Below are 23967 nucleotides of genomic sequence, written 5' to 3'. Positions count from 1 at the left end.
AGCGTCAGCTTGAGTTCTGTTCGAAAAGAAGCCGGTCGAGGCTTTTGAAACTCATCTCCATCCCGCCGGTCATGCCTTCCGCAACAATCATGTCGCGTTGGGCCATGGAGGCATATGTCAGCATCTGCTTTAAAAGCGTGCCGTCGCTATCGTCCGCGAACGTCATGTCGCTGCGATAGGTTGGACCCATAACGCCATGATCGAACGTTTCCTCGGCGTCAATCAAACGCGGCGCTTCGATCCTCGAGATAACGCCGCCCACCGCGAGAAAAGCGTCTTCGGGGCCCTGCCACTCGAACCGATAGTTTCCGCCATCGCGCGCGTCGTACGTGCAAATCTTCATGGACCAGCCATCGGGTCCCGTCAGCCAGCGCTGGATCAGCGCGGGCTGGGTGTAGCAGGCATAAACGAGGTGCGGAGGCGCCTTGAAGACGCGCTCGATCAGCAGTTGAGTATCACTGGGTGCCGTCACGGAAAGCGGATCGCCGAATTGCATTGCCATTGTCCTAGTTTTTGCCGGCCTGCTTTTCGAGGGCCTGCAACTGGTCGAGAACATCGTCGAGGCGGTCGAACTGGGCCTGCCAGAATTGGCGATAGCCCAATAGCCAGTCGGTCACTTCCGCCAGCGGTTGCGCTTCAAGATGCACCGGCCGGCGCTGCGCATCGCGGCCCCGCGACACGAGCCCGGCCTTTTCCAGCACCTTCAGATGCTTGGAAATGGCAGGCTGGCTCATTGCAAATGGTTCGGCCAGCTCCATGACCGTCACATCGCCCTCTTGCGCAAGACGGGCAAGGATCGCTCGCCGTGTGGGATCCGACAAGGCATGAAACGTTGCGTCTAGCTCGGCAGCTTCCAAGGCCATAACCACTCCGGTACAGAACTAAGTGGTTATTTATAGGGTTGCCTGTCCGATCCGGTCAAGCCGTTGCGCCCGGGATCGGGGTGCCTTCCGCCAGCAGACCTTTTTCGGCAAGCGTCGTCCATAGCGCGTCCGGAATGTGTGCGTCCCACCAGTCGAGAATGCCGTCGAGTTCCTCGGGCGAACGCGGCCCCGGAAGGACATTGCAGACAGCCGGATGCGTCAACGGAAATTGCAGCGCCGCCGCGGGCAGGGGCACGCCGAACTCCTTGCAGACTGTCTCGATGGCCCGGACCCGCGCCACGACATCTTCGGGCGCCTTGGCGTAATTGAACTTGTCACCGCCAACCAGAATTCCGGAATTGAACGGCCCGCCAATGACCACCGAGGCCTTGCGCGCGATGCAGGTGGTCATGAACGGGGTCAGTGAAGTCTGCTCGAGCAGCGTATAGCGGCCCGCGAGCAGGAACACGTCCCAATCCCCGAGCGCGAAGGCGTCCATCAGGATCTGCCACTCATTGACGCCGAGCCCGATGGCCTTGACCACGCCCGCATCCCGCAATTCGCGCAGCGCCTTGTAGCCGCCGCCGGCCAATTGCGCCCAGAGCGGCTTGTTGCCCTCGACGCCATGGGTCGCAGTGCCGATATCGTGGACATAAAGGATGTCGACTTTTTCGAGGCCGAGCCGCTGCTGGCTATCCTCGAAGGAGCGCATCACCCCGTCATAGCTATAGTCATATTGCTGGTTGAAGGGCAGCGGGTCGATCCAGTTGCCCTTATCCTGCGCCGCGGGATCGACCGGCCTCAGGAGGCGCCCGACCTTGGTCGAGAGGATCGGACGCGACCTGGCTTCCCGCAGAACATCCCCCACCAGGTGCTCGGAGCGCCCGAGGCCATATTGAGGGGCGGTATCGACATAATTGATGCCGGTTGCAAGCGCGTGCCGCACGGTTGCCCGCGCCTGATCCGCCGGCACGGCCGAGAAGATTCCCGCGAGCGATGCGCAGCCGAGGCCAAGCGTCGTGACCTCTAGCGCGGTCTCGCCGATCCGGCGCTTTTCGAATGCTCTTTGGGTCATGCGCGGCCTCCTCAGTTCGCGGCAAAACAACTGACATGTTAGTTGCCTTGAGTAAAGCGGCGCCCAAGCAAAAGGGCCTCCCGCATGCGCGGAAGGCCCTGAAAGGTCGCGTCTTTTGGCTCAATAAAGGCCGTTGATCACCACCGGCTTCTCCGCTTCCACGTGGACCGGATTGCGCAGCGGCAGCCCGAACTGGGCTTCCTCGATTTCGAAGACGTCGTTTTCCCGCGTCGAGATGCCGTCGGCAAAGCTCAGTGTTGCCGTGCCGAAGCAATGAACGTGCACGTCGCCGGGCTGGCAGAAGAGATCATACTTGAAGTGGTGATATTCGAGGTTGGCGATGGTGTGGCTCATATTGTCCTCGCCGGAGAGGAACGGCTTTTCCCACAGCACCTGGCCATCGCGCAGGATGCGCGACATGCCCTCGATATGGTTGGGCAGATCGCCGACGCGCAATTCGGGGCCTAATGAGCAGGCGCGCAGCTTCGAGTGCGCCAGATAGAGATAGTTGATCCGCTCGGTCACATGATCGGAAAATTCGTTGGCAAGCGCAAAGCCGAGGCGCCGCGGCTGGCCGTTGGCGTCGATCAGATAGATGCCGGCAATCTCCGGCTCTTCGCCGGCGTCGAGCGCGAAGGACGGGGAGGGGATGGCCTGGCCGGGATTGGCGACGATATGGCCATTGCCTTTGTAGAACCACTCGGGCTGCACGCCCTTTTCTCCGTTCTGCGGCTTGCCGTTCTCAAGGCCCATGCGGAACATCTTCATGCTGTCGGTCAGCTCGTTGGCCGGCTTTTCGCCATTGGCCTTGTGCATCGCGTCGCGCGTCGCGGCGGAACCGAGATGAGTGAGGCCGGTGCCGGTGACATGAAGGTGCGTCGGATCGGGATGGTCGATGGGCGAGAGGAGCCGCTTTTCCGCAAGGAGCGCTGCTTTGTCGACCGCCGCGCCGAGACCGCGCGCAGCCACAGCTGCCGAAAGACCGCCAAGGCCGTTCAGGGCCTCCTGCGCCAGTTCATAGACGCTCGTAACGCCCTGCACCTGGCGGGTTTCCCCATTCTGCGTCACGCCCACTGCGCGCGCGCCTTTGTCGTCGAGATATTGAATGAGGTGCATGATCTTCCTGCCTCCTGGGGCGTTCAGCGGCTCGCGCGCATAAAACGCATCCCGTCGCACGCTGTCCAGTCAAAAATCATACTTTTGTAACCGGCGGGCGGACTGGCGGAGAATCACTAGGGGGCAGCCTGGTTATTGCGCTTTCGATGTTCTCATTTTGTGCCTTGACTTCATGGAAACAAAATGAGAACAAACATAGCACGATAAATGGACATTGATCTCTCGATCCGGCGCGTTGCGTGGCCTTCGAGAGCGTGAAATAAGGAGAGAAATCATGGCTAGCTCGCCGCTTCGCGTTGTTGAGGGTGGATCGATGGATAAGGACAAGGCTCTTGCGGCAGCGCTGAGCCAGATCGAACGGAATTTCGGCAAGGGCTCGATCATGCGCCTTGGCGAAAATTCCGCGATCGAAGTGGAATCGATCTCGACCGGCTCGCTCGGCCTCGATATCGCGCTTGGCATAGGCGGCCTGCCCAAGGGCCGTATCGTCGAAATTTTCGGGCCGGAAAGCTCTGGCAAGACGACGCTGGCTCTGCATGTCATTGCCGAAGCGCAGCGCAAGGGCGGCATCTGCGCCTTCGTCGACGCCGAACATGCGCTCGATCCGGTCTATGCCCGCAAGCTCGGCGTCAATGTCGATGACCTGCTGATTTCTCAGCCGGATGCTGGCGAACAGGCTCTCGAAATCACCGACACCCTGGTGCGCTCCGGCGCCATCGACGTTCTTGTCGTCGACTCGGTTGCAGCGCTCACCCCGCGTGCCGAACTCGAAGGCGAAATGGGCGATGCGCTTCCCGGCCTTCAGGCGCGCCTGATGAGCCAGGCCATGCGCAAGCTGACCTCGTCGATTTCGAAGTCCAAGTGTCTGGTGATTTTCATCAACCAGATCCGCATGAAGATCGGCGTCATGTATGGCTCGCCCGAAACGACGACGGGCGGCAATGCGCTGAAGTTTTATGCTTCGGTTCGTCTCGATATCCGCCGCATCGGCGCGCTCAAGGATCGCGAAGAGATCGTAGGCAACCAGACGCGCGTCAAGGTCGTCAAGAACAAGCTCGCCCCGCCGTTCCGTCAGGTCGAATTCGACATCATGTATGGCGAAGGCATTTCCAAGACCGGCGAATTGCTCGATCTTGGCGTCAAATCCGGCATCGTCGACAAGTCCGGCGCCTGGTTCTCCTGGGATAGCCAGCGCCTGGGGCAGGGGCGCGAAAATGCCCGTCAATTCCTCAAGGATAATCCGGAAGCGGCTGCTGCCATCGAACAGGGCGTCCGCGAAAGCTCGGGCCTCCTCGGCGAAGTGCTCCTGGTTGCCGGCGGCGACGACGACGCGGGCAGCGACGAATAAACTTCCAAAATCCCATGCATGCCTTCGACCCTCGCCAAAAGCGGGGGTCTTTTTTCTTGATGACCAGCATCCGCAGGTTGCTGCAGGATGATCCGATCTATAGTCACCACCGGGCTTGTCCCGGTGGTCCATGCGGAAACGAGATAGATTGCCGGGACAAGCCCGGCAGTGACCAACCGCCTTGGGTCAAGCGTGGGTTACTTTCTTCATCCCCAATATCGCCGCAATGCTGGACAGTGCCGCGTTTGCCACGATAGAAAGCCACGTTTCTCTTGGACGCGTTGCGCGTCCCTCTGCGCCATGAAAGCTAGTTGATGACCAGCGTAAACGATCTCCGTTCGAGCTTTGTCGATTACTTCGCCCGCAACGGACATGAAGCCGTCGCGTCGAGCCCGCTCGTCCCGCGCAATGATCCGACGCTGATGTTCACCAACGCCGGCATGGTGCAGTTCAAGAACGTCTTTACCGGCGTTGAAAAACGTCCGTATTCGACGGCGACGACGGCGCAGAAATGCGTTCGCGCCGGCGGCAAGCATAACGATCTCGACAATGTGGGCTTCACTGCGCGCCACCACACCTTCTTTGAGATGCTGGGCAATTTCTCGTTCGGCGACTATTTCAAGGATCGCGCCATCGAGCTGGCCTGGAACCTCCTCACCAAGGATTGGGGCCTGCCGCGCGAAAAGCTCATGGTCACCGTCTATCAGGACGATGACGAGGCGCTCGAACTCTGGAAGAAGATTGCCGGGCTTTCCGAAGACCGCATCGTCCGGCTCGGCGCGAAATCCAATTTCTGGCAGATGGGCGACACTGGCCCCTGCGGTCCGTGCTCGGAAATCTTCTATGACCACGGCGACAAGGTCTGGGGTGGCCCTCCCGGTTCTCCGGACGAAGACGGCGATCGTTGGATCGAAATCTGGAACCTCGTCTTCATGCAGTTCGAGCAGCATGCCGATGGTTCGCGCACCGGCCTGCCGCGTCCTTCGATCGATACCGGCATGGGTCTTGAGCGCGTCTCGGCCGTCATGCAGGGCGTCCACGACAATTATGACATCGACCTCTTCAAGGCGCTGATCTCGGCTGCTGCCAACGCCACCAATTCGGACGTCGATGGCCCAGGTAACCGCAGTCTGCGCGTCATAGCCGACCACCTGCGCTCGATGAGCTTCCTCATCGCCGAAGGCGTCCTCCCATCTAACGAGGGCCGCGGTTACGTCCTGCGACGCATCATGCGCCGCGCCATGCGCCACGCCAGCCTGCTCGGTGCGAACGAACCCACGATCTTCAAGCTGGTGCCGACCCTGGTCCGCGAAATGGGCCAGGCCTATCCCGAGTTGTCGCGCGGCGAAGCCATGATCACCGAAACGGTCAGGCTTGAAGAAGGGCGCTTCCTCAAGACTCTTGGTCGCGGCCTGCAGGTTCTCGAGGCCGAGACCGCCGACCTCGCGGAAGGTGCAACCCTTGATGGCGCCACGGCCTTCAAACTTCATGACACTTACGGCTTCCCGCTCGATCTGACGCAGGACGCCCTTCGTTCGCGCAACATTTCCGTCGACCAGGCCGGGTTCGACGCGGCTATGGCGCAACAGAAGGCCGAAGCCCGCAAGAACTGGGCTGGTTCGGGCGAAGCCGCCACCGATACCGTCTGGTATGGCCTTGCCGATAAGCTCGGTCCCACCGAGTTCCTCGGCTATGAAACGGAAAGGGCGGAGGGCGAGATCAAGGCTCTGCTCGTCGATGGCGCTGAAGTCGCTGAGATCGCGGCCGGCCAGGAAGGTTTCGTCGTCGTCAATCAGACGCCGTTCTATGGCGAAAGCGGCGGCCAAGTCGGTGATACCGGCACGATAAAGGGCGATGGCTTTGCCGCTGACGTTCGCGACACCAGTAAGCATCATGGCGTTTTCAGCCATAAGGTGAAGGTCACCGAGGGCACGCTCAAGGTCGGCCAGGCTGTTGAGCTTATTGTCGACCACGAGCGCCGTTCGTCCATCCGCTCGAACCACTCGGCGACCCATCTGTTGCACGAAGCCCTCCGCCTCGTTCTCGGCGACCACGTCGCCCAGAAGGGCTCCATGGTTTCGGCCGATCGCCTGCGCTTCGACTTCGTGCACACCAAGCCGATGACCCCGCAGGAAATCGCTGAAGTCGAAGATATCGCCAACGAGATCGTTCTCCAGAACACCCCGGTCGAAACACGGCTGATGGGCGTCGAGGAAGCCAAGGAGTCGGGCGCTCGTGCGCTCTTCGGCGAGAAATATGGCGACGAAGTCCGCGTTGTGTCCATGGGCGAGCCGACCGGCAATGCTCTTGGCTGGTCCGTCGAACTTTGCGGCGGCACGCATGTGCGCCGCACCGGCGATATCGGTCTCGTTTCCATCGTTACCGAGACGGCATCGGCTGCCGGTGTTCGCCGCATCGAAGCCCTGACCGGCAAAGCCGCACGTCATCGCGGCAATGCCAATGTCAACATCGTCTCTTCGGCTGCCGGCCTTCTGCGTTCGGGCACCCATGAAGTGCTTGACCGGATCGAAGCGCTCCAGAACCAGCTCAAGAGTGCTGAAAAGGCTCTCAGCGACGCGCGACAGAAGCTCGCTCTCGGCGGCAGCAGTGATGGCGGCAACGCTACCGAGACCGTCAATGGCGTGACCTTCGTCGGTCGCGTCGTCGAAGGCGTCGCTGCCAAGGACATCAAGACCGTCGTCGACGCGGAAAAGAAGCGCATCGGTTCGGGCGTGGTGGTCATCGTCCTCAAGGGCGAAGACGGCAAGGGCACGGTTGCCATCGGCGTCACCGAAGATCTTACAGGCAAGTACGCCGCCGGCACGCTGATCAAGTCCGCAACCGCCGCCCTCGGCGGGCAGGGTGGTGGTGGCCGTCCGGACATGGCCCAGGGTGGTGGTCCGGACGCGAGCAAGGCCGACGATGCTGTCGCCGCGATCCGCGCGCTGATCTGATCGACGCCGACAAAAAGCGAAAACCCCGCGTCATCGGCGCGGGGTTTGTCGTTTTTGCAGCCGATCAGCCCATTGAAAGCCGTCAGGGGTAACGGAGTGCTACCCGATCACTCCCCGATACGGAAGAAAAACACCCGCGGTTTCCATCTGATAGGTCGCTTCTCGCTCAACACATTGAGCAGCCCCGCACCGACGACGATCAGCATGCCGACAATGGCGATCCAGTCGGGATATTCGCCAAAAAACAGCGCGCCAAACAGGATCGCCCAGATCAGTTGGCTATATTGCACCGGCGCGATCAGGTTTGCCGGCGTCTGCTTGCTCGCCTGGATGAGCAGCAACCCGCCGACCCCACCGAGAAGGCCGATGCCCAAGAGGATAGCCAGCTGCTCCGGGCTGGGCACGACAAAGGTCGGTATCATCATGATTGCATTGAAGATTCCGGAATAGAGCACCTGCACGCCGACGAGGCTGACGCGTCGCTCCTTGGGCGCGATATGGCGCAGGACAGTGGTGGTGATAGCGCCGAGACAAGCGGCGACCATCATCACATAGTGTCCCAATTCAAGCTCGCGCATGCCGGGACGAATAACGAGGACCACGCCCAGGAAACTGACCAGCAGCAGCGCCCAGCGATGCACCGCCACGTATTCGCGAAGGACGAGCACGGACAGCAGTGTCACGAACAAAGGCGTTGTAAAACCAATGGCATAGACATCGGCAAAGGCGATGTGCGTGAACGCGAACATGACGCAGGCCGTGCCAGAAATCGCCGTCAGGCACCGCAGGTGCACAAGCCAGGGGTGGTGCAGCTTATACATATCCCGCCAGCGCTCCCCACGCTTCGTGACGATGGCGGGAATGATGGAAAAGCTCGTGGTGAAAAAGGCGATTTCGAAGACCGACAGCGCGGGTCCCGTCGCCTTGATGAGCGCGTCGGCGATAGAAAAACTGGCATAGGCCAAAAAGGCCAGAATGACGCCGGCGGGCATCGCAACTACCTGAAAAATCTGGGCTTGGACTCAGGGCGAGTAAACTACCATACAAAGCTTGCTGCTTGCGGTCACGCCTTCATCAATCGCCTTTCGCTAGATAGTGTTGTCGCCAGCAGCGGCTACGTCAAATCGTTCGATTTCCGCTAGGGACCGGAGCCGACGATGCTCAAGGCGGGATCGCTTGAAACTCAATGTCGATGCGGGGCCGACAGGAAAGAACAAGCCTCAGGCTAGCGCGATAAACAAAAAGGCCGGGTCGCAAAACCCGGCCTTCATCATTTCTGGAAGCTCTGAGAGCTTACGCCATGGCCTTCTGGAGGTTGGCGTCGATGGCGTCGAGGAAGCCGATGGTCGACAGCCACGGCTGATCCGGACCGACGAGCAGGGACAGATCCTTGGTCATCTTGCCTTCCTCGATGGTGTCGACGGTGACCTTTTCGAGCGTCGCGGCGAACTTGGCGAGCTCTGCATTGTCGTCGAGCTTGGCACGGTGGGCGAGGCCACGGGTCCAGGCGAAGATCGACGCGGTCGAGTTCGTCGAAGTTTCCTTGCCCTGCTGGTGCTGGCGGTAGTGACGGGTCACGGTGCCGTGGGCGGCTTCGGCTTCGACGATCTTGCCATCGGGCGTTGCCAGAACCGAGGTCATGAGGCCCAGCGAGCCAAAGCCCTGGGCCACGATATCGGACTGAACGTCGCCGTCGTAGTTCTTACAGGCCCAGACATAGCCGCCGGACCATTTCAGGGCCGAAGCAACCATGTCGTCGATCAGACGGTGCTCGTACCAGATCTTCTTGGCTTCGAACTGCTCCTTGAATTCCTTCTCGTAAATCTCCTGGAAGATGTCCTTGAAGCGGCCGTCATAGGCCTTGAGGATGGTGTTCTTGGTCGAGAGGTAGACCGGCACGCCGCGGGCGAGGCCATAGTTGAAGCTCGAATAGGCAAAGTCGCGGATCGAGTCGTCGAGGTTGTACATCGCCATGGCCACGCCCGAACCCGGTGCCTGGAACACTTCGTGCTCGATGACGGTGCCGTCTTCGCCGGCGAACTTGATGGTCAGCTTGCCCTTGCCGGGGAAGGTGAAGTCGGTGGCGCGATACTGGTCGCCGAAGGCGTGACGGCCGACGATGATCGGCTGGGTCCAGCCGGGGACGAGGCGCGGCACGTTCTTGCAGATGATGGGCTCGCGGAAGATCACGCCGCCAAGGATATTGCGGATGGTGCCGTTGGGCGACTTCCACATCTTCTTGAGGCCGAATTCCTCAACGCGCTGCTCGTCCGGCGTGATGGTGGCGCACTTGATGCCGACGCCGTACTGCTTGATTGCATTAGCGGAATCGATGGTCACCTGATCGTTGGTGGCGTCGCGGTTCTGGATCGACAGGTCATAATACTTGATGTCGAGATCAAGGTAGGGATGGATCAGCTTGTCCTTGATCGCCTGCCAGATGATGCGGGTCATTTCATCGCCGTCGAGGTCCACAACCGGATTGGCGACTTTGATCTTGCTCATCGGATAACTCCCTAAAAATCCTTGGTCTGGCCCCTCGGCCATGGTCGGTGCCCCTATAGCATCATGAGGCAAAAGCGCAAAGGCAGGGTGGGCAAGGGGGCATGCCGTTGACGTACCTCCTGCCGGCGCGGGACTATCTGCTGGCGGGCAGGTGAGGCGATCGATCCGGCGTGCGGCAGAGCCACCGGCGACGACGGCTCGGCAAATTCGCGGGTCGCGTTACTTGGGCGGGAGCGTTTCGACGAAACGGCTGCATCGGCCGATCCAAACGCGCAGCGTCTCATCGTCTTCGATGGCATCGCCGGAAACGACGACGAAGCCGCTCATGCTGCGCCCGGCCATATCCATGATGGTTGCGCCGGGCACGGCCAGGGCGTCGTCCATGCCGTCCTTGCCGACGCGCGCCAGCATGCTGCCGTCTTTCATCGGGCAGACCAGCATATTGCCACGAAGCATGAAGGCAATGCCGCCAAACATGCGCTTTTCGACGTAATGGAGATTGGGCGGCAGGGCCATACGGATGCGCTCGGCCAGTTCATCAACAGCCATGCTCATGGCGTGCCGTCCTCTCGATAAGCCATGTGCTGCGGCAAGTGATCCTCGATCAGGTCCCAAGCCTGGTGGCTGCGCGCAAAAATCAGTTGGTTGGGAGCGAACCAGTCGTTGTGGTTGACAAAGATGCCGATGGGTAGAATGCGCAGGGCAGGGGCTCGCGAGCTTTGACCAAAAACCGTCGTGCCGCATTCCGGGCAAAACTGCCGCGTAAAGACAGCGCCAGAAGCGGCCGGGCGTGAAAAGGCTTTGGTGGCGCCGACAGTTCGGATGGCTTCCGTGTGGACCACGACAACGGAAGAGTGCCCAGTGCCGGTCGAGCGCTGGCAGTTCTCACAGGCGCACAGAAACATGGAAACCACGCGGCCCTGGGCATTGAGCGTGATCGCGCCGCAGTCGCAGCGTCCAGTTTGGTCGATATGTTGGGGGTCATGGCCGGTCATAGGCGAAGGCTCGCACGGGAGCGGAGCTGCGGCAAGCCGCTTGCCAGAGCGATCCATGTCAAGGAAAGTGCCTCAGCCAATGAGGCCATCATGGGATTTTTTCCCGACTTCCCAATCGTAACGCCGCGTTTGATTCTGCGTCCCTTCACGCGCGGCGATGTCGATGCAGTTTTTGACTATCGCGGCCGGCGCGATGTTGCCTTCTATCTTTTCGATGGGCCCCTAAGCCGGGACGAAGTCGCGACAGCCGTGCAGCAGCGGGTGGTTCAGATTGGCTGGAACGAGCCGGAAGATAAGATCGTTCTCGGCGCCGAGCTGCGCGAGACCGGTACATTGATTGGCGAATTATCGCTCATCTGGCGCTCTGAAGAAGCGCGGCAGGCGGAAGTCGGATGGATTTTCCATCCCGAGTATCAGGGCAGGGGTTACGCTACCGAAGCGGCGGGCGCGATGTTCGATCTGGCGTTTCGCGATGCGTCGATCCATCGGATCTTTGCCCGGTGCGATGCGCGCAACGGGTCGTCCTGGCGGTTGATGGAACGCCTGGGCATGCGGCGTGAGGCACATTTTCGCGAGCACGCTATCTTCAAGGGTGGCTGGGACGAAGAATTCATCTATGCTGTTCTTCGCCGTGAGTGGCGCGATGGTGTCTAATTCCGTGCAAACTCCCGGTCCCACCGCCCTCTGGTGCCCTCACGGATCAGCCTCTCGTTGATCCGATGCAGAGTTTTTTTGTCTTCACCGGCTGAGCCGAAATTTATTAGCCGTGCAAGGAACTTACGGCGAATATCGCCGTTCTCCCTCGAAAGCATGCAGTAGCTTTTCTTGCAGGGGCGGTGTCCATTATGAGCGTTTTTGATCTTCCTATTTCCACTGAGCGTCTAGTGCTCCGCCCTTTCGAGCGCCAGGATGCCGCACATGTTGCGCGTTATCACGTTCTTCCCACCGTGCAGCGCTATCTCATTCGTCCGACGCGCTATCAGGAAGACGTGGCCGGCGCTGTTGACGTGATGTCCGCTCAGCGCGGTCTTCAGCGTCCAGGCGACACGCTCACCCTCGCGCTCGAACGGAAGCTCGATAAGGCCGTGATCGGTCATGTTTCGCTCCGCTGGTCCGATGCGACCGCCGGTCAGGGCGAACTTCTGTTTGCGATCGACCCGGCCCATGCCGGTAATGGTTTTCTTACGGAAGCTCTGACTGCAATGATGAATATGGCGTTCGATCATTTCCGCATTCATCGCGTGTTCGTCCGATGCGATGGTCGCAACCATCACTCCGCCAAGCTCATGCAAAAGCTCGGCATGCGTCTTGAGGCCCATTATCGCGAACATGCGCTGTTCCAGGGCGAGTGGGACGAAGAATTGCACTTCGCGATTCTAGATCGGGAATGGCAGGCTTCGTCTAAGGTCCATCCGCTGCCGATCCGGGAACGCGTGGCCTGATTTGCACCTAAAGCGCATCTGCGCTATGTCGCCGCGACTTTCGCTGGATGGCGCAGATGGCAGGTACTGATACTTCCCTCCCCATAACGCTGGCCCCCGGGCCAGCGATTATCTTGTGTGAGCCGCAGCTCGGTGAAAACATCGGCACGGCTGCGCGCGCCATGGCCAATTTCGGTCTTTGGGACATGCGTCTCGTTCGGCCTCGCGATGGCTGGCCAAACGAAAAGGCGGTTGCTGCCGCCTCTCGGGCCGACCATGTGCTTGAGCGGGTTCGGGTTTTCGAAACGCTCGAAGAAGCGATTGCCGATCTTAAGCTTGTCTATGCAACGACAGCCCGATCCCGCGACATGCAGAAGGAAGTGCTCGGGCCGGAGGAAGCCTCCATCAACATGGCTCAGCGTATCAATGCCGGGCAGGGCGCAGGACTGTTGTTTGGCCGCGAACGCTGGGGACTTCTCAACGACGAAGTTGCGCTCTCGGACGCCATCGTTACGCTGCCCGTCGAGCCGGCTTTCGCATCGCTTAATATCGCCCAGGCCGTTTTGCTGATGGCGTATGAGTGGCGTCGCCATGGTGGGCCGGGCAAGGACCTGCCTTTCGGTGACGGCTTGGATGAAGCTGCTCCTCGCAACGAACTTGTCGGTCTTTTCGAGCATCTCGAAGGTGTTCTCGACCAGACCGGTTTCTTCACGACGCCAGACAAGCGGCCGAGCATGGTCAACAACCTGCGCACCGCCCTGACGCGCGGCCGGTTCACGAGCCAGGAAATCCGCACGCTGCGCGGCGTGATCTCCTCGATCGACCGGCGTCACGAGCGGCCCAATCCCAATCGACAAAAGCCGGCAACAGATAAACCGATCACGGATTAGCCTGCCGAACGCATCTGGGCGTTTTCGCCTTTGACGCGGCTGCGGCAAAATGTCATGCGGGAGCATCATGAATACGCCCTCGCCGACTGAGCCGTCCCGGCTCGCTTTCACCTATAAAGGTTTCCGCTTCTTTTGGCTGACGACGCTGCTCGTCAGCTTTGCCGTGCAGATCATGTCGGTCTCGATCGCCTGGCAGATTTTCGAGGTCACCGGCGATTATTTCCTGCTCGGGCTTGTGGGCCTCTGCCTTTTCCTGCCGGCGCTTTGCCTCATTCTCGTGACGGGCCTCACGGCTGATCGCTTCAATCGACGCGGAATAATGGCCGTTTGCCTTTCCGTCGAATTGATCTGCGCGATCAGCTTCCTCATGCTCGTCGAAGTCGAGGCGCATCAGGTGTGGCCAATATTCGCGATTCTGATCGTACTCGGCACCGCCCGCGCCTTCTGGGGTCCCGCGGCGCAGTCGCTTGCGCCCAATCTCGTGCCGCCAGAGGCACTTTCCAATGCCATCACGGTCAATGCCTCGGCCTGGCAAGTTGCCAGTATTGCCGGACCGTCGGTGGGTGGCGTGCTCTACGCGATCAGCCCGATCGTCGCCTTCGGCACCGCAGCCGTGCTGCTTCTGTGTGGCGCTATCTGTGTCGTGTTGATCCCCAAACCCATGCAGCAGCGGGCGCAGCAGGCGACAAGCCTTGAAACCATCTTTGGCGGTTTCCGCTATATCCTTTCCAACAAGGTCGTGCTGGGCGCCATTTCGCTCGACATGTTCGCGGTGCTGATGGGCGGTGCGGTGGCGTTGCTGCCGGCCTTTACCGAAGAAATCCTGCATGGCGGGCCGATCGAATTCGGCATCCTGCGTGCCTCGCCGGGCATTGGCGCGCTGATCATGGCCCTGGTTTTGACGCGCTTTCCCATTCGCAAGCATGCGGGGAAGACACTATTTGCGTTCGTCGCCCTTTTCGGTCTCTTCACGCTCGTTTTTGGGCTTTCGACCAGCGTATGGCTCTCCATCGCTGCGCTGATGCTCGTCGGTGCTGCGGATATGGTCAGCGTCACCATTCGCGAAACCATCATGCAACTTTGGACGCCCGAAGAGGTGCGCGGTCGCGTCAATGCCGTCAATTCAGTGTTTATCGGCGCCTCGAACGAGCTTGGGGAATTCCGGGCCGGCACGGTAGCGCACTTCATCGGGCCGGTGGCCGCTGTCGCCGTGGGTGGTGTTGGTGCCATGGTCGTCGCGGGGCTTTGGAGTCGACTCTTTCCGCAATTGCGGGAGCAGGACAGCCTCGACAAGAAGATGGCCTGAACCCCTTGCAGTGCTTGACAGCGTAGGCTCGCGCCCCTATCAAGCGCCCACCTATCCGGCCCTCGGGCCTAATAGGCGCACCCGGGATCTCCTGAATATTTGGGAATCTGTCGGCCTCTCCCGCGAGAGGCAAAGGAGGGCGCGATCCATTCTAACTTAGAAAGGGATACGCGATGTCGAAGCGTCATTCTGTAAAATACAAGATTGACCGCCGTCTTGGCGAGAACATCTGGGGCCGTCCGAAGTCCCCCTTGAACGCACGTGCCTATGGCCCCGGCCAGCACGGTCAGCGCCGCAAGGGCAAGCTTTCGGACTACGGTCTGCAGCTGCGCGCCAAGCAGAAGCTGAAGGGCTATTATGGCTCGATCACCGAAAAGGCTTTCCGCCGTCTTTATGACGAAGCATCGCGCCGCAAGGGCGATACCGGCGAAAACCTGATCGGTCTGCTCGAGTCGCGCCTCGACGCGATCGTCTACCGCGCAAAGTTCGTGTCGACCGTTTTTGCCGCCCGTCAGTTCGTGTCCCATGGCCACGTGACCGTCAACGGCCAGCGCGTCAACATTCCGTCCTACCAGGTCAAGGTTGGCGACAAGATCGAGGTCAAGGAGCGCTCCAAGCAGCTCACCGTCGTTCTTGAAGCCGTCCAGCTCGCTGAACGCGACGTGCCGGATTACGTCGAAGTCGACCACAACAAGATGGTCGCCAGCTTCGTCCGCATTCCGGCTCTGTCCGACGTGCCGTACCCGGTCCAGATGGAACCGAACCTCGTCGTCGAATTCTATTCGCGCTAAGCGAAACGACGCATCAAACTGGAAAGGGCCGTCCCTCGGGGCGGCCCTTTTGTTTTTGGTCGTCCATGGCTCGATTGTATTACAAAGCAGCAATGGTACCGAAACAAAGGGCCACCCTTGGGTGGCCCTTTTCTTGGGGTGTCAGGTCGTTGCAGCGTCGCTGACGCTGGCTTTTATCGGCTCTTGGGCTTTCGGGATAAAGCTCTCGAAGAGACGCAGGCGGAGGTAGACGGACTGCAGTTCGACGATGGTGGTCCATGCGCGAGCGAAGAACTGGAACGAGGACGACACTTGGCCGAAGGCCAGCTGCACTTGCTGGTAGACACCCATAGTCAGGCCGCCGGCCAGGATCGTAGGGGCCATGGTGAGCAGCGGCACATATCCGACCATGTTGAGGTAGGCGTACCGGGCGAGGTTGAAGTAGGTGTAGTGGAAATAGAGCCGGAAGTAGTTCTTCTGCACATTGGCAAAGAGCTCTTTCACAGTCGGCGGATCGGCGCGTTCTGCATGGTCCTCGCCGAACACCAGCTCCTTGCGGTAGGCTGCCTCCACGCGCTGGTTGGCAAAGTTGAGACCCGGCAACTTGATGCCGACGACGGCCAGGAGAACCGTACCAATGATGGCGGCGGCGAGGGCAACCCAGACGAGGCTCCCGGGGACTTCGCCGAAGAACGGCAGTTCGGTGATCGTGCTTGAAAGACCCCAGAGCATCGGCAGGAAGACGACGAGGGTAATGAGAGAGCCGAAGAAGGCGGTGCCGAGATCCTCGACGATGGTTGCGAAACGCATCGTGTCTTCCTGTACGCGCTGCGCAGCGCCTTCAGTTTGGCGGATCGCCGGCCAGTGGGCCATGTAGTAAAAGTTCATCGCCTTGCGCCACCGGAACACATAGTGCGAGGTGAAGAAGGCCAAGAGCACCGATACAAGGATGGTCGGCATCAGCACGATAAGCAGTGTGAAGACTTCACCGTAGAACCGCTCAGGGGTAACCGAGCGTGGCTGGGTCAACGCCAGCTGGATCATGTCGAAGAAGACGCCTGACCATTCGTTGACGAAGGCTTCGACCTGCACCTGGAAATAGATGACGAGGAGGATACCGGTCGAACCAACGACGCTCCACCAGTACCATTCGTTGCGCTTATAAAAATACCAGAACACGCAAAAGATCAGCGAGACCATCAGCACGTACTGATAGAGCCAGATCCGATCGCCATTGAGGAAGTTGCCGACCGAAGATTCTGCAGCTCCTGCGGCCGCTGCCTGCTGCGATGGCGAGGCAGCGCTTTCCGTAGTGGCCGGTGCATTGGGATTTGTCTGGTCGGCACCCGCCGCCGGCTGCGCAGCCACAGCATCATCAGCCGTCGTGGGCTGGTCGGATGCGGGGGTCTGAGGTGCGGCGACCTGAGGATGGGTGAACCGGTCGATGCCGATGGCGCTGCGGATCGGCTCGCCGATGGCAAACCAGATCAATACGGCAGCCAATAGCCACAGCGCCGCCGACGAGAAGAAAATCTTTGGGACAGGGAAGAAGGAGCGAAACACCGGGAGACTCCAGGGTGTCGAGGGAATGTGTCATCTAACTGTGGCAATAAGCATAAAACAAGGACGGGAAGTTAAGCTTTGGTAAGGTTGAACGCCGTCGCTTTCGCTTTCCCTCATCGGCGGCAGGGGGTATCAGCAGGGCACGGAAGTTTATGAGAGATTTGCCATGACCGCGGTGATGGATGCCCCTGCGACGCCCGCCGACGACTCGGATGCCGGCGCCCATCCGATCTACGCAAAGGCGCCGCGTTCGGTGGAGTTCAACAAGCTCCGCAAGCGGCTGATCCGGAACACGCGCGAGGCGCTCGAAAAGTTCGCCATGGTGCGGCCAGGGGAGAAGTGGTTGATCGCGCTGTCCGGGGGCAAGGATAGCTATGGGATGCTGGCGCTGCTGCTTGATCTCAAATGGCGCGGTCTCCTGCCCGTCGAGCTCCTCGCCTGCAATCTCGACCAGGGGCAGCCGAACTTTCCCAAGCACATCCTGCCCCAATTCCTTGAAGAACTCGGCATCGAGCATCGGATCGAATATCAGGACACCTATTCCATCGTGACCGACAAGCTGCCGCAGGGCGCGACCTATTGCTCGCTCTGCTCGCGCCTTCGCCGGGGCAATCTTTATCGCATTGCGCGCGAAGAGGGATGCACGGCGCTGGTGCTCGGCCACCATCGCGATGACAGTCTCGAAACCTTTTTCATGAACTTCTTCCATGGCGGCAAGCTGGCGGCGATGCCGGCCAAGCTCGTCAACGACGAGGGCGACCTCGAAGTGCTCCGGCCGCTGATCTATTGCGCGGAGGAAGACCTACAGCGCTTTTCCGATGCAATGCAGTTCCCCATCATCCCCTGCGACCTTTGCGGATCGCAGGATGGCCTCGAGCGCAATGCGATGAAGGCAATGCTTACCGACATCGAAAAGCGAATGCCCGGCCGCAAGGATGTGATGATCCGCGCACTGGGCAACATCAATCCCAGCCATATGCTCGACCCGCGTCTTTTCGATTTTGCGGGCCTAACTCTGAAACCGAAGGACGCAGACGCATGAATATCGAACGCCTTGCCGCCATTCTCCGCCAGGCCGCCAAGGACGAAATCATGCCGCGCTTCCGCCGGCTGGACGAGGGAGATATTCGCACCAAGACCGGCGCATTCGACCTCGTGACCGAGGCCGACGAAAATGCCGAACGCGTCATTACGGCCGCGATCAATGCGCATTCGCCCGATACTGTCGTGATCGGCGAGGAAGCGGTGGCGGCGAATCCGGCATTGCTGATGTGGAAGTTTGACGACCGGACGGTCATCTATGTCGATCCGGTCGACGGGACGTACAATTTTGCGGCTGGCCTCCCGTTATTTGCCGTCATGGCGGCGGTGGTCCAAAATGGCGAGACCGTTGCCGGGGTGATCTACGATCCGATGGGCGACGATTTCATGATGACCGAGCGCGGTTGCGGCACATGGCAGGTTTTCCCCGATGGCCGCCGTGTGCGCCAGAAATTCGCCGATCCGGTAGCGTTATTCGACATGGGCGGGTTGGCGTCCGTCTCATACTTGCCAGAGGCGACGCGGCCGCAAATCCTTGGCAATCTCGCCAAGGTCAAGATGTTTGCCAATTATCGCTGCGCAGGGCACGAATATCGTATGGCGGCGGGCGGCCACGTGCATTTCCTGATGTATAACAAGCTCATGCCCTGGGACCATGTCGCTGGCGAACTGATGATGCGCGAGGCCGGCGCCTATACGGCACGGTTCGATGGCTCAGGCTATAACGCAAGCCATACCGATGGCGGGCTTCTTGTCGCGCCCGATAAGGGGAGCTGGGAAGCTCTGCGCCACGAGGTATTTACGGTCTAGCGAATGCCGCTGCAGCGGCCTCGACTGCGCCACCGCCGTGGGCAATATCGAGTGCGGTCAGCCCCGCCTCAATGCTGGCAAGCACGCCAAGGACCATATGGGCATTGACGTGTCCCATATGGCCGATGCGGAAGAAGTCGGCGTAGGCGGGCTCGTGCGCCATAGCCATGCCAAGCCCGATGCCAAGCGTCACGCCAGTTTCCTTTTCGAGCCATGAGCGCAGGCGGCCGGCACCGCCGCTGGCGAGGCGCGCCGCGGTGACGGAGTGGCCACGGGCGGTAGGGGAAGCGATGTTGAGGCCGATGTCGGGATTGCCGGCAGCCCAGGCGTCAACAGCCGCCCAGACTGCGCGGGCAAGCCTACTGTGGCGTGTCCAAACGTTTTCGAGACCTTCTTCATCGAGAATCATGGTGAGCGCTTCCCGCATTCCGAAGAGATGCTGGGTGGGGGCGGTGCCGCCAAAATATTGCCAGAACTCTGCGCCGACCGTGCGCGGCTCCCAATCCCAATAGGGCGTCCGAAGGTCGCCGCCCGCAGTCCGCTTGCGCGCCTTATCGGAGAACCAGAGGAAGCCGAGGCCGGGCGGCATCATCAGGCCCTTCTGGCTCGCGCCGACGACGACATCGACGCCCCACTCATCCATCCTCAGCTCGTCACAGCCAAGGCTTGCAACGGCGTCAACGGCGAAAAGGGCCGGATGGCCGGCATCGTCCAACGCCTTTCGCATGGCGCGGATGTCGTTCTTGGCCGAAGAGGCGGTGTCGACATGGGTGACCATGACGACTTTGAATTCGTGGGCCTTATCGGCCCGCAAGCGCTCGGCAACGCGGGCAGGGTCGGCGGCGCCGGACTTGCCGCAATCGAGAATTTCGACGTCGACGCCCATGCGGATCGCCGAATTGGCCCAGCTCATGCCAAAAAGACCTGTGGCGACGAGAAGAGCCTTATCGCCGCGCGAAAACAGATTGGCATTTCCGGCTTCCCAGGCGCCGTGACCGTTGGCGATATAGATCGCGGCATTCTGGCTGGTCACGGCCACGCGTTTGAGGTCGGCCATCAGCTGGTCCATCATGGCTACGACATCACCCTCGTAGATATTGGGCGCGGCGCGATGCATGGCGTTGAGCACGCGGTCGGGAACGACCGATGGCCCGGGAATGGCGAGATAGGTGCGACCGGTCATGGGAGAATCCGCAGGGAAGAACGCCCAGCCTATCGTTCCTGGACACCATCGCAAAGACCAGAAGATGTCATCTTGCGCCGACTCATAAGTGTGTGCTTATGTGTTTGCATGAACGAAGCAGAGATATTCAAGGTTCTGGCTGATCCGACACGCCGCGCAATACTCGAGCGGCTGTCCGGCGACGAGCTGACGGCTACCGTTTTGCGCGAGGGGTTCGCCATTTCGCAGCCGGCAATGTCGCAGCATATCGCGGTGCTCAAGGGTGCCGGGCTCATCAGCGAGCGACGCGAAGGGCGGTTCGCACATTACCGGATCGACCCCGAAGGTTTCGCACCGCTCCATGGGTGGCTGGCACGCTATCGCGATTTCTGGCCCAGCCGAATCGATAATCTCAAGGATCTTCTCAAGGAGATGGACCAATGACGGACAACACCGGAACGCTCGTCTTCGAGACGACGCTCGATGCCCCGCCGGAAAAGGTCTGGCGGGCGCTGTCCATCCCCGAATATCTCGACCGGTGGCTTCAGCGGCCAGAGAATGCCGAGATTTCGGTCGTCTCCTCGGATGAGAACCGCCGCCTGACATATCGCTGGCGCGAGAACGGGCAGACCTCGGAGCCGGAAGAAAGCCTCGTCACCTTCGAGATCGCGCCGCGCGAAGATGGCGGCACCTGGTTCCGGCTGACGCACGCGCCGCTGACCATGCCGGTGCCGGCCAACAGCAACGAACCGGCGATGATGCTGGCCGCCTGAGGTCAGCGCTTAACGCCATCCTGCAGACATCGCAACCGAACGGAGGTCGCCTATGCGCGACATGATGCAACTCGTCCCTATGGTCGTTGAACAGTCGAGCCGTGGCGAGCGCGCTTTCGACATCTACTCGCGGCTCTTGCGCGAGCGGATCATTTTTCTAAATGGCGACATCGAGGACAACATGGCCTCGCTCGTCTGCGCCCAGCTCCTGTTTCTGGAAGCCGAAGCGCCAAATAAGCCGATTTATCTTTACATAAACTCGCCAGGCGGCGTGGTGACGGCGGCGCTGTCGATGTATGACACGATGCAGTTCATCAAGGCGCCGGTCGGTACGCTCTGCATGGGTATGGCCGCGTCGGCGGCAACGCTTGTTCTAGCGGCCGGGGAAGCTGGGTTTCGCGCTAGCCTGCCCAATACCTCGATCATGCTGCATCAGCCCTCAGGGGGCTACCAGGGCAAGGTCACGGACATCCTAATCCACGCCGAAGAGAGCATGCGCCTCAAGCGCCTGACCAATATGATTTATGCCAAGCATTGCGGCCGGACCTACGAAGAGGTTGAAGCGGCGCTCGAGCGTGATCGCTATATGCCGCCGCAAGAAGCCTTGGCCTGGGGCCTGGTCGATCACGTCTATGCTGACCGAAGCCAACTGTCTCCGCCGCAAAGCGCGGTCAGCAACTAGGCGAACAAAAAGGCCACCCCCGCGGGGTGGCCTTTTCAATCAGTGTGCTTCCATGACCGGCTCGGCGCCGGCATGGGAATATTGTTCGCCGACACCGAAGAGGCGGCCTTTTTCTGCGATCAGGACGCAGATCAAGGCAAGGATGCCCATGAGAAAATATCCGGTCGCCGCCGGGACGGTTGTGCCGTCGAAGTGCTGGCCGGTATAGCCCCCGATCAGCGCGCCGCCGACGGTCTGAATGAAACCGAAGACGGACGATGCCGTGCCGGCGACATTGCCCAATGGCTCCATTGAGAGCGAATTCATGTTCGACGATGCCCAGCCAAAGCTAAACATGATGATGGCGAGCAACGAGAAGAAGAGCCAAAGCGGCAGGAAGCCGCTCATGGCAAAGGCCAGCCAGATGCCACTGAAAATAGTGAAGGTCAGCATCGCGCCATGGGACAGGCGCCGCATGCCGAAGCGGCGCACGATCCGCGAATTGGTAAAGGACGACACTGCCATAAGGCCAGCCATTGCCGCGAAGGCGACGGGGAAATAGACACCAAGGCCATAGATATCGACATAGATCTGCTGACTCGAGCTGATGAAGCCGAAAAGCGCACCAAAGAGGAAGGTGCCGGCCAGGCCATAGGAAATGGCTGCGCGGTTGGTGAAGACGATCTTGAAGCTCTGCGCGATGCCGGACAGCGTCAGCGGGCGACGCGCGTCCATTGGAAGGGATTCGGGCAGGCGACGGAAGGTCCAGAACCAGAAGATGGCGGCAAGGCCACCCATGAAGATGAAAATGGTCTGCCACGGACCGGTCAACAGCAGGACTTGTCCAACGCCCGGAGCGATGATCGGAATGGCCATGAACACCATGAAGGTCAGCGACATCACTTCCGCCATCTCGCGGCCCGAATAGCGATCGCGCACCACGGACATGGCGATAACGCGCACGCTGGCCGCGCCCATGCCCTGAATGAAGCGCAGAACCAGAAGAACGGCAAAGCTCGGCGCAAAGACTGCCGCGATGGCGGCGATGATGTAGATGCCGATGCCGACGAGGAGGGGACCCCGGCGGCCAAAACGGTCCGATAGCGGTCCGAACGCGAGCACGGCGATACCCATGCCCAGCATATAGGACGAGACGACGTACTGCCGTTCGTTCTCGCTGGCGACACCCAAGGCGTGGCCCATATAGGGCAGGGCCGGCAACATAACGTCGATGGCAAGCGCATTCAAAGCCATCAGCGCAGCAATAAGGGCAATGAATTCAGGGCGCGAAAGCACCCGTGTAAAGTGATCGGACATAATTATTGCTCAGACAGGAAGGGCGCCAGACGAAGGGCGCAAATATGGGCCGGACCATGAACCCGTCCGGCCGCGATGGCAAGCCTTTATCGGTAAAAAACGATAGTCGAAGGTTTCAGGCCGGCTTGAGGCTAAAATTGCTGGCGCTGCGCTCATTGATCGGGATGTGCAGCGCGGCGGAAGCAAGCCCCAGAACGATGCCCAGATACCAGACGAGCGCATAAGAGCCCGTCTGGTCGTAAGCGAAGCCGCCGAGCCAAACGCCGACGAACGAGCCGAGCTGGTGGCTGAAAAACGCGACGCCGTAGAGCATGCCCATATAGCGAGCGCCGAAGAACAGCGACACAAGCCCGGCCGTGAGCGGCACGGTCGAGAGCCAGAGGAGGCCCATAGCGGCGGCGAAGGCGTAGGCGGTGATCTCGCTGACTGGAATCAGCAGGAAGAGGGCAATGGCGAGTGAACGCAGGAAATAGATGGTCGCCAGCAGGAGTTGCTTGGGCAGCTTACCACCAAGATAGCCGGCCATCAGCGAGCCGACAATGTTGAATAGGCCGATGACAGCGATGGTCCAGCTTCCGACTTCCGGCGTGAGGCCGCATTGCACCAGGTAAGCGGGCATGTGGACGTTGATGAAGGCGAGGTGAAAGCCACAGACGAAAAAGCCGATCACGAGTAGGCGGTACGAGCCATGTCCCCAGGCCTTGGAGAGGGCCTGCATGAAGCGCAGGTCGGCTTGGCCCACTGGGTTTTCGGTGCGGCCGCGGAGCGCGTAGCTCAGTGGAATGATCAGCAGCAGGGCCATCCCAAGATAAACAAGCGCTGATTGCCAGCCAAATGCATTGATGAAGCCCTGGCTGATGGGCGCGAAGGCGAACTGGCCGAAGGATGACGCAGCAGTGGCGACACCGAAGATCAGTGAGCGCTTTTCGACCGGCACCGAGCGGCCAAAGGCTGCCATGACAACCGAGAAAGACGAAACTGCAATGCCGACGCCGGTGACGATGCCTGCAGAGAGAGTCAACCAGCCAGCATCCGGCGAAATTGCCATCCCGAGGACGCCAAAGGCGTAGATCGCGGCACCCATGGCAACGGTGCGTCCGGTGCCGACTCGGTCGGCATAGGCACCGGCAAAGGGTTGGGCGATCCCCCAGGCGAGGTTCTGGATCGCCATGGCCATGCCCCAGCTTTCGCGCGTCAGCCCCAAGTCGCCGGTCATCGGCAGCGTAAAGAGCCCAAAACTGGTGCGCACGCCGTTGCCGATGGCCGCTACGATACAACCGACGATGATGAGAACAAGCAGCGGAACAGCCGGGCGAAGCGCTGTGGAAGTCATGGCAAGCATCCTAAAGAGGATGACTTGTCTACGCCCGCACTCGATTTCCGCAAAGCGACTTTGC

The 23967-nt window shown here is 60.4% G+C and carries 24 protein-coding genes; 12 read left to right on the top strand and 12 right to left on the bottom strand.

Translation table 11 applies throughout. From position 1 onward, the window contains the following. Positions 1–4: 4 nt before the first annotated feature. From VW35_RS20435 to araD1, 4 genes are all read right to left on the bottom strand, one after another. Positions 5–496 carry an SRPBCC domain-containing protein gene (locus VW35_RS20435; protein WP_052951509.1) on the bottom strand — a complete coding sequence of 164 codons (492 nt, stop codon included), beginning with the start codon at positions 494–496 and terminating at the stop codon, positions 5–7. 10 nt (positions 497–506) lie between these two features. Then, entirely contained in the window at positions 507–863 is a 357-nt protein-coding gene (locus VW35_RS05140; RefSeq protein WP_046141943.1) for an ArsR/SmtB family transcription factor, read from the bottom strand. Between the two features lie 55 nt (positions 864–918). Then, positions 919–1938, bottom strand: coding sequence for an aldo/keto reductase (locus tag VW35_RS05135; protein ID WP_046141942.1), 1020 nt, complete (start codon positions 1936–1938; stop codon positions 919–921). Between the two features lie 120 nt (positions 1939–2058). After that, positions 2059–3054: an AraD1 family protein gene (gene araD1 / locus VW35_RS05130; RefSeq protein WP_046141941.1), complete on the bottom strand. Its 996-nt coding sequence runs from the start codon at positions 3052–3054 to the stop codon at positions 2059–2061. Positions 3055–3328: 274 nt separating this feature from the next. Between araD1 and recA the strand changes: the two genes are divergently transcribed. Together recA and alaS are read left to right on the top strand one after the other, a co-directional pair. Then, positions 3329–4402 (top strand): recombinase RecA, encoded by a 1074-nt coding sequence (gene recA / locus VW35_RS05125; protein WP_200896866.1) that lies wholly within the window; start codon positions 3329–3331, stop codon positions 4400–4402. A gap of 314 nt (positions 4403–4716) precedes the next feature. Then, on the top strand, positions 4717–7356 hold the full coding sequence (gene alaS, locus VW35_RS05120) for an alanine--tRNA ligase (protein ID WP_046141940.1): 2640 nt from the start codon (positions 4717–4719) through the stop codon (positions 7354–7356). Positions 7357–7463: 107 nt separating this feature from the next. On the opposite strand, the gene VW35_RS05115 is transcribed toward alaS, so the two are convergent. From VW35_RS05115 to VW35_RS20430, 4 genes are all read right to left on the bottom strand, one after another. Then, a complete protein-coding gene (locus VW35_RS05115) occupies positions 7464–8348 on the bottom strand; it encodes a DMT family transporter (protein WP_046141939.1) in 885 nt (294 codons plus the stop codon). Positions 8349–8649: 301 nt separating this feature from the next. Further along, positions 8650–9861 (bottom strand): NADP-dependent isocitrate dehydrogenase, encoded by a 1212-nt coding sequence (locus VW35_RS05110; protein WP_046141938.1) that lies wholly within the window; start codon positions 9859–9861, stop codon positions 8650–8652. Between the two features lie 219 nt (positions 9862–10080). After that, positions 10081–10416 carry a TfoX/Sxy family protein gene (locus tag VW35_RS05105; RefSeq protein ID WP_244465832.1) on the bottom strand — a complete coding sequence of 112 codons (336 nt, stop codon included), beginning with the start codon at positions 10414–10416 and terminating at the stop codon, positions 10081–10083. Beyond that, positions 10413–10856: a GFA family protein gene (locus VW35_RS20430; RefSeq protein WP_052951507.1), complete on the bottom strand. Its 444-nt coding sequence runs from the start codon at positions 10854–10856 to the stop codon at positions 10413–10415. The genes VW35_RS05105 and VW35_RS20430 overlap by 4 nt, the downstream gene beginning before the upstream one ends. Positions 10857–10946: 90 nt before the next feature. Between VW35_RS20430 and VW35_RS05095 the strand changes: the two genes are divergently transcribed. The 5 genes from VW35_RS05095 to rpsD all read left to right on the top strand — a co-directional run bounded on the left by VW35_RS05095 (position 10947) and on the right by rpsD (position 15264). Continuing rightward, positions 10947–11510 carry a GNAT family N-acetyltransferase gene (locus VW35_RS05095; protein WP_046142498.1) on the top strand — a complete coding sequence of 188 codons (564 nt, stop codon included), beginning with the start codon at positions 10947–10949 and terminating at the stop codon, positions 11508–11510. A gap of 191 nt (positions 11511–11701) precedes the next feature. Beyond that, complete coding sequence (locus tag VW35_RS05090; RefSeq protein WP_046141936.1) at positions 11702–12298, top strand: GNAT family N-acetyltransferase; 597 nt, start codon at positions 11702–11704, stop codon at positions 12296–12298. 56 nt (positions 12299–12354) lie between these two features. Continuing rightward, positions 12355–13167, top strand: a complete 813-nt coding sequence (locus VW35_RS05085) for an RNA methyltransferase (RefSeq protein ID WP_046142497.1) — start codon at positions 12355–12357, stop codon at positions 13165–13167. A 67-nt stretch (positions 13168–13234) separates the two neighbouring features. Further along, on the top strand, positions 13235–14473 hold the full coding sequence (locus tag VW35_RS05080) for an MFS transporter (RefSeq protein ID WP_046141935.1): 1239 nt from the start codon (positions 13235–13237) through the stop codon (positions 14471–14473). A 173-nt stretch (positions 14474–14646) separates the two neighbouring features. After that, positions 14647–15264, top strand: coding sequence for a 30S ribosomal protein S4 (rpsD, locus tag VW35_RS05075; protein ID WP_046141934.1), 618 nt, complete (start codon positions 14647–14649; stop codon positions 15262–15264). 141 nt (positions 15265–15405) lie between these two features. Here the strand turns inward: rpsD and VW35_RS05070 are convergent, their stop codons facing one another. Further along, complete coding sequence (locus VW35_RS05070) at positions 15406–16806, bottom strand: peptide transporter (protein WP_046141933.1); 1401 nt, start codon at positions 16804–16806, stop codon at positions 15406–15408. Between the two features lie 178 nt (positions 16807–16984). On the opposite strand from VW35_RS05070, the gene ttcA reads away from it, so the two are divergent. Further along, a complete protein-coding gene (ttcA, locus tag VW35_RS05065; RefSeq protein ID WP_161796880.1) occupies positions 16985–17848 on the top strand; it encodes a tRNA 2-thiocytidine(32) synthetase TtcA in 864 nt (287 codons plus the stop codon). After that, positions 17845–18657, top strand: a complete 813-nt coding sequence (locus VW35_RS05060; RefSeq protein ID WP_046141931.1) for an inositol monophosphatase family protein — start codon at positions 17845–17847, stop codon at positions 18655–18657. The genes ttcA and VW35_RS05060 overlap by 4 nt, the downstream gene beginning before the upstream one ends. Here VW35_RS05060 and VW35_RS05055 read toward each other — a convergent pair. After that, positions 18647–19840, bottom strand: coding sequence for a pyridoxal-phosphate-dependent aminotransferase family protein (locus tag VW35_RS05055; protein WP_046141930.1), 1194 nt, complete (start codon positions 19838–19840; stop codon positions 18647–18649). The genes VW35_RS05060 and VW35_RS05055 overlap by 11 nt on opposite strands. Positions 19841–19948: 108 nt before the next feature. On the opposite strand from VW35_RS05055, the gene VW35_RS05050 reads away from it, so the two are divergent. From VW35_RS05050 to VW35_RS05040, 3 genes are read left to right on the top strand one after another with little or no spacing between them, the layout of a single operon-like run. Then, positions 19949–20263 (top strand): ArsR/SmtB family transcription factor, encoded by a 315-nt coding sequence (locus tag VW35_RS05050; RefSeq protein WP_046141929.1) that lies wholly within the window; start codon positions 19949–19951, stop codon positions 20261–20263. Beyond that, positions 20260–20592, top strand: a complete 333-nt coding sequence (locus VW35_RS05045) for an SRPBCC domain-containing protein (RefSeq protein WP_046141928.1) — start codon at positions 20260–20262, stop codon at positions 20590–20592. The genes VW35_RS05050 and VW35_RS05045 overlap by 4 nt, the downstream gene beginning before the upstream one ends. Before the next feature lie 52 nt (positions 20593–20644). Further along, positions 20645–21274 carry an ATP-dependent Clp protease proteolytic subunit gene (locus tag VW35_RS05040; RefSeq protein WP_046141927.1) on the top strand — a complete coding sequence of 210 codons (630 nt, stop codon included), beginning with the start codon at positions 20645–20647 and terminating at the stop codon, positions 21272–21274. Between the two features lie 39 nt (positions 21275–21313). Here VW35_RS05040 and VW35_RS05035 read toward each other — a convergent pair whose 3' ends face one another. After that, positions 21314–22570, bottom strand: a complete 1257-nt coding sequence (locus VW35_RS05035) for a multidrug effflux MFS transporter (RefSeq protein ID WP_046141926.1) — start codon at positions 22568–22570, stop codon at positions 21314–21316. Positions 22571–22685: 115 nt separating this feature from the next. Then, positions 22686–23903: an MFS transporter gene (locus tag VW35_RS05030; RefSeq protein WP_342016358.1), complete on the bottom strand. Its 1218-nt coding sequence runs from the start codon at positions 23901–23903 to the stop codon at positions 22686–22688. Positions 23904–23967 lie beyond the last annotated feature (64 nt).

Source organism: Devosia soli (assembly GCF_000970455.1).
Taxonomy (GTDB): domain Bacteria; phylum Pseudomonadota; class Alphaproteobacteria; order Rhizobiales; family Devosiaceae; genus Devosia; species Devosia soli.
The sequence above is the reverse complement of the archived record's forward strand: the minus strand, read 5'-3'. Positions and strand labels throughout refer to the sequence as shown.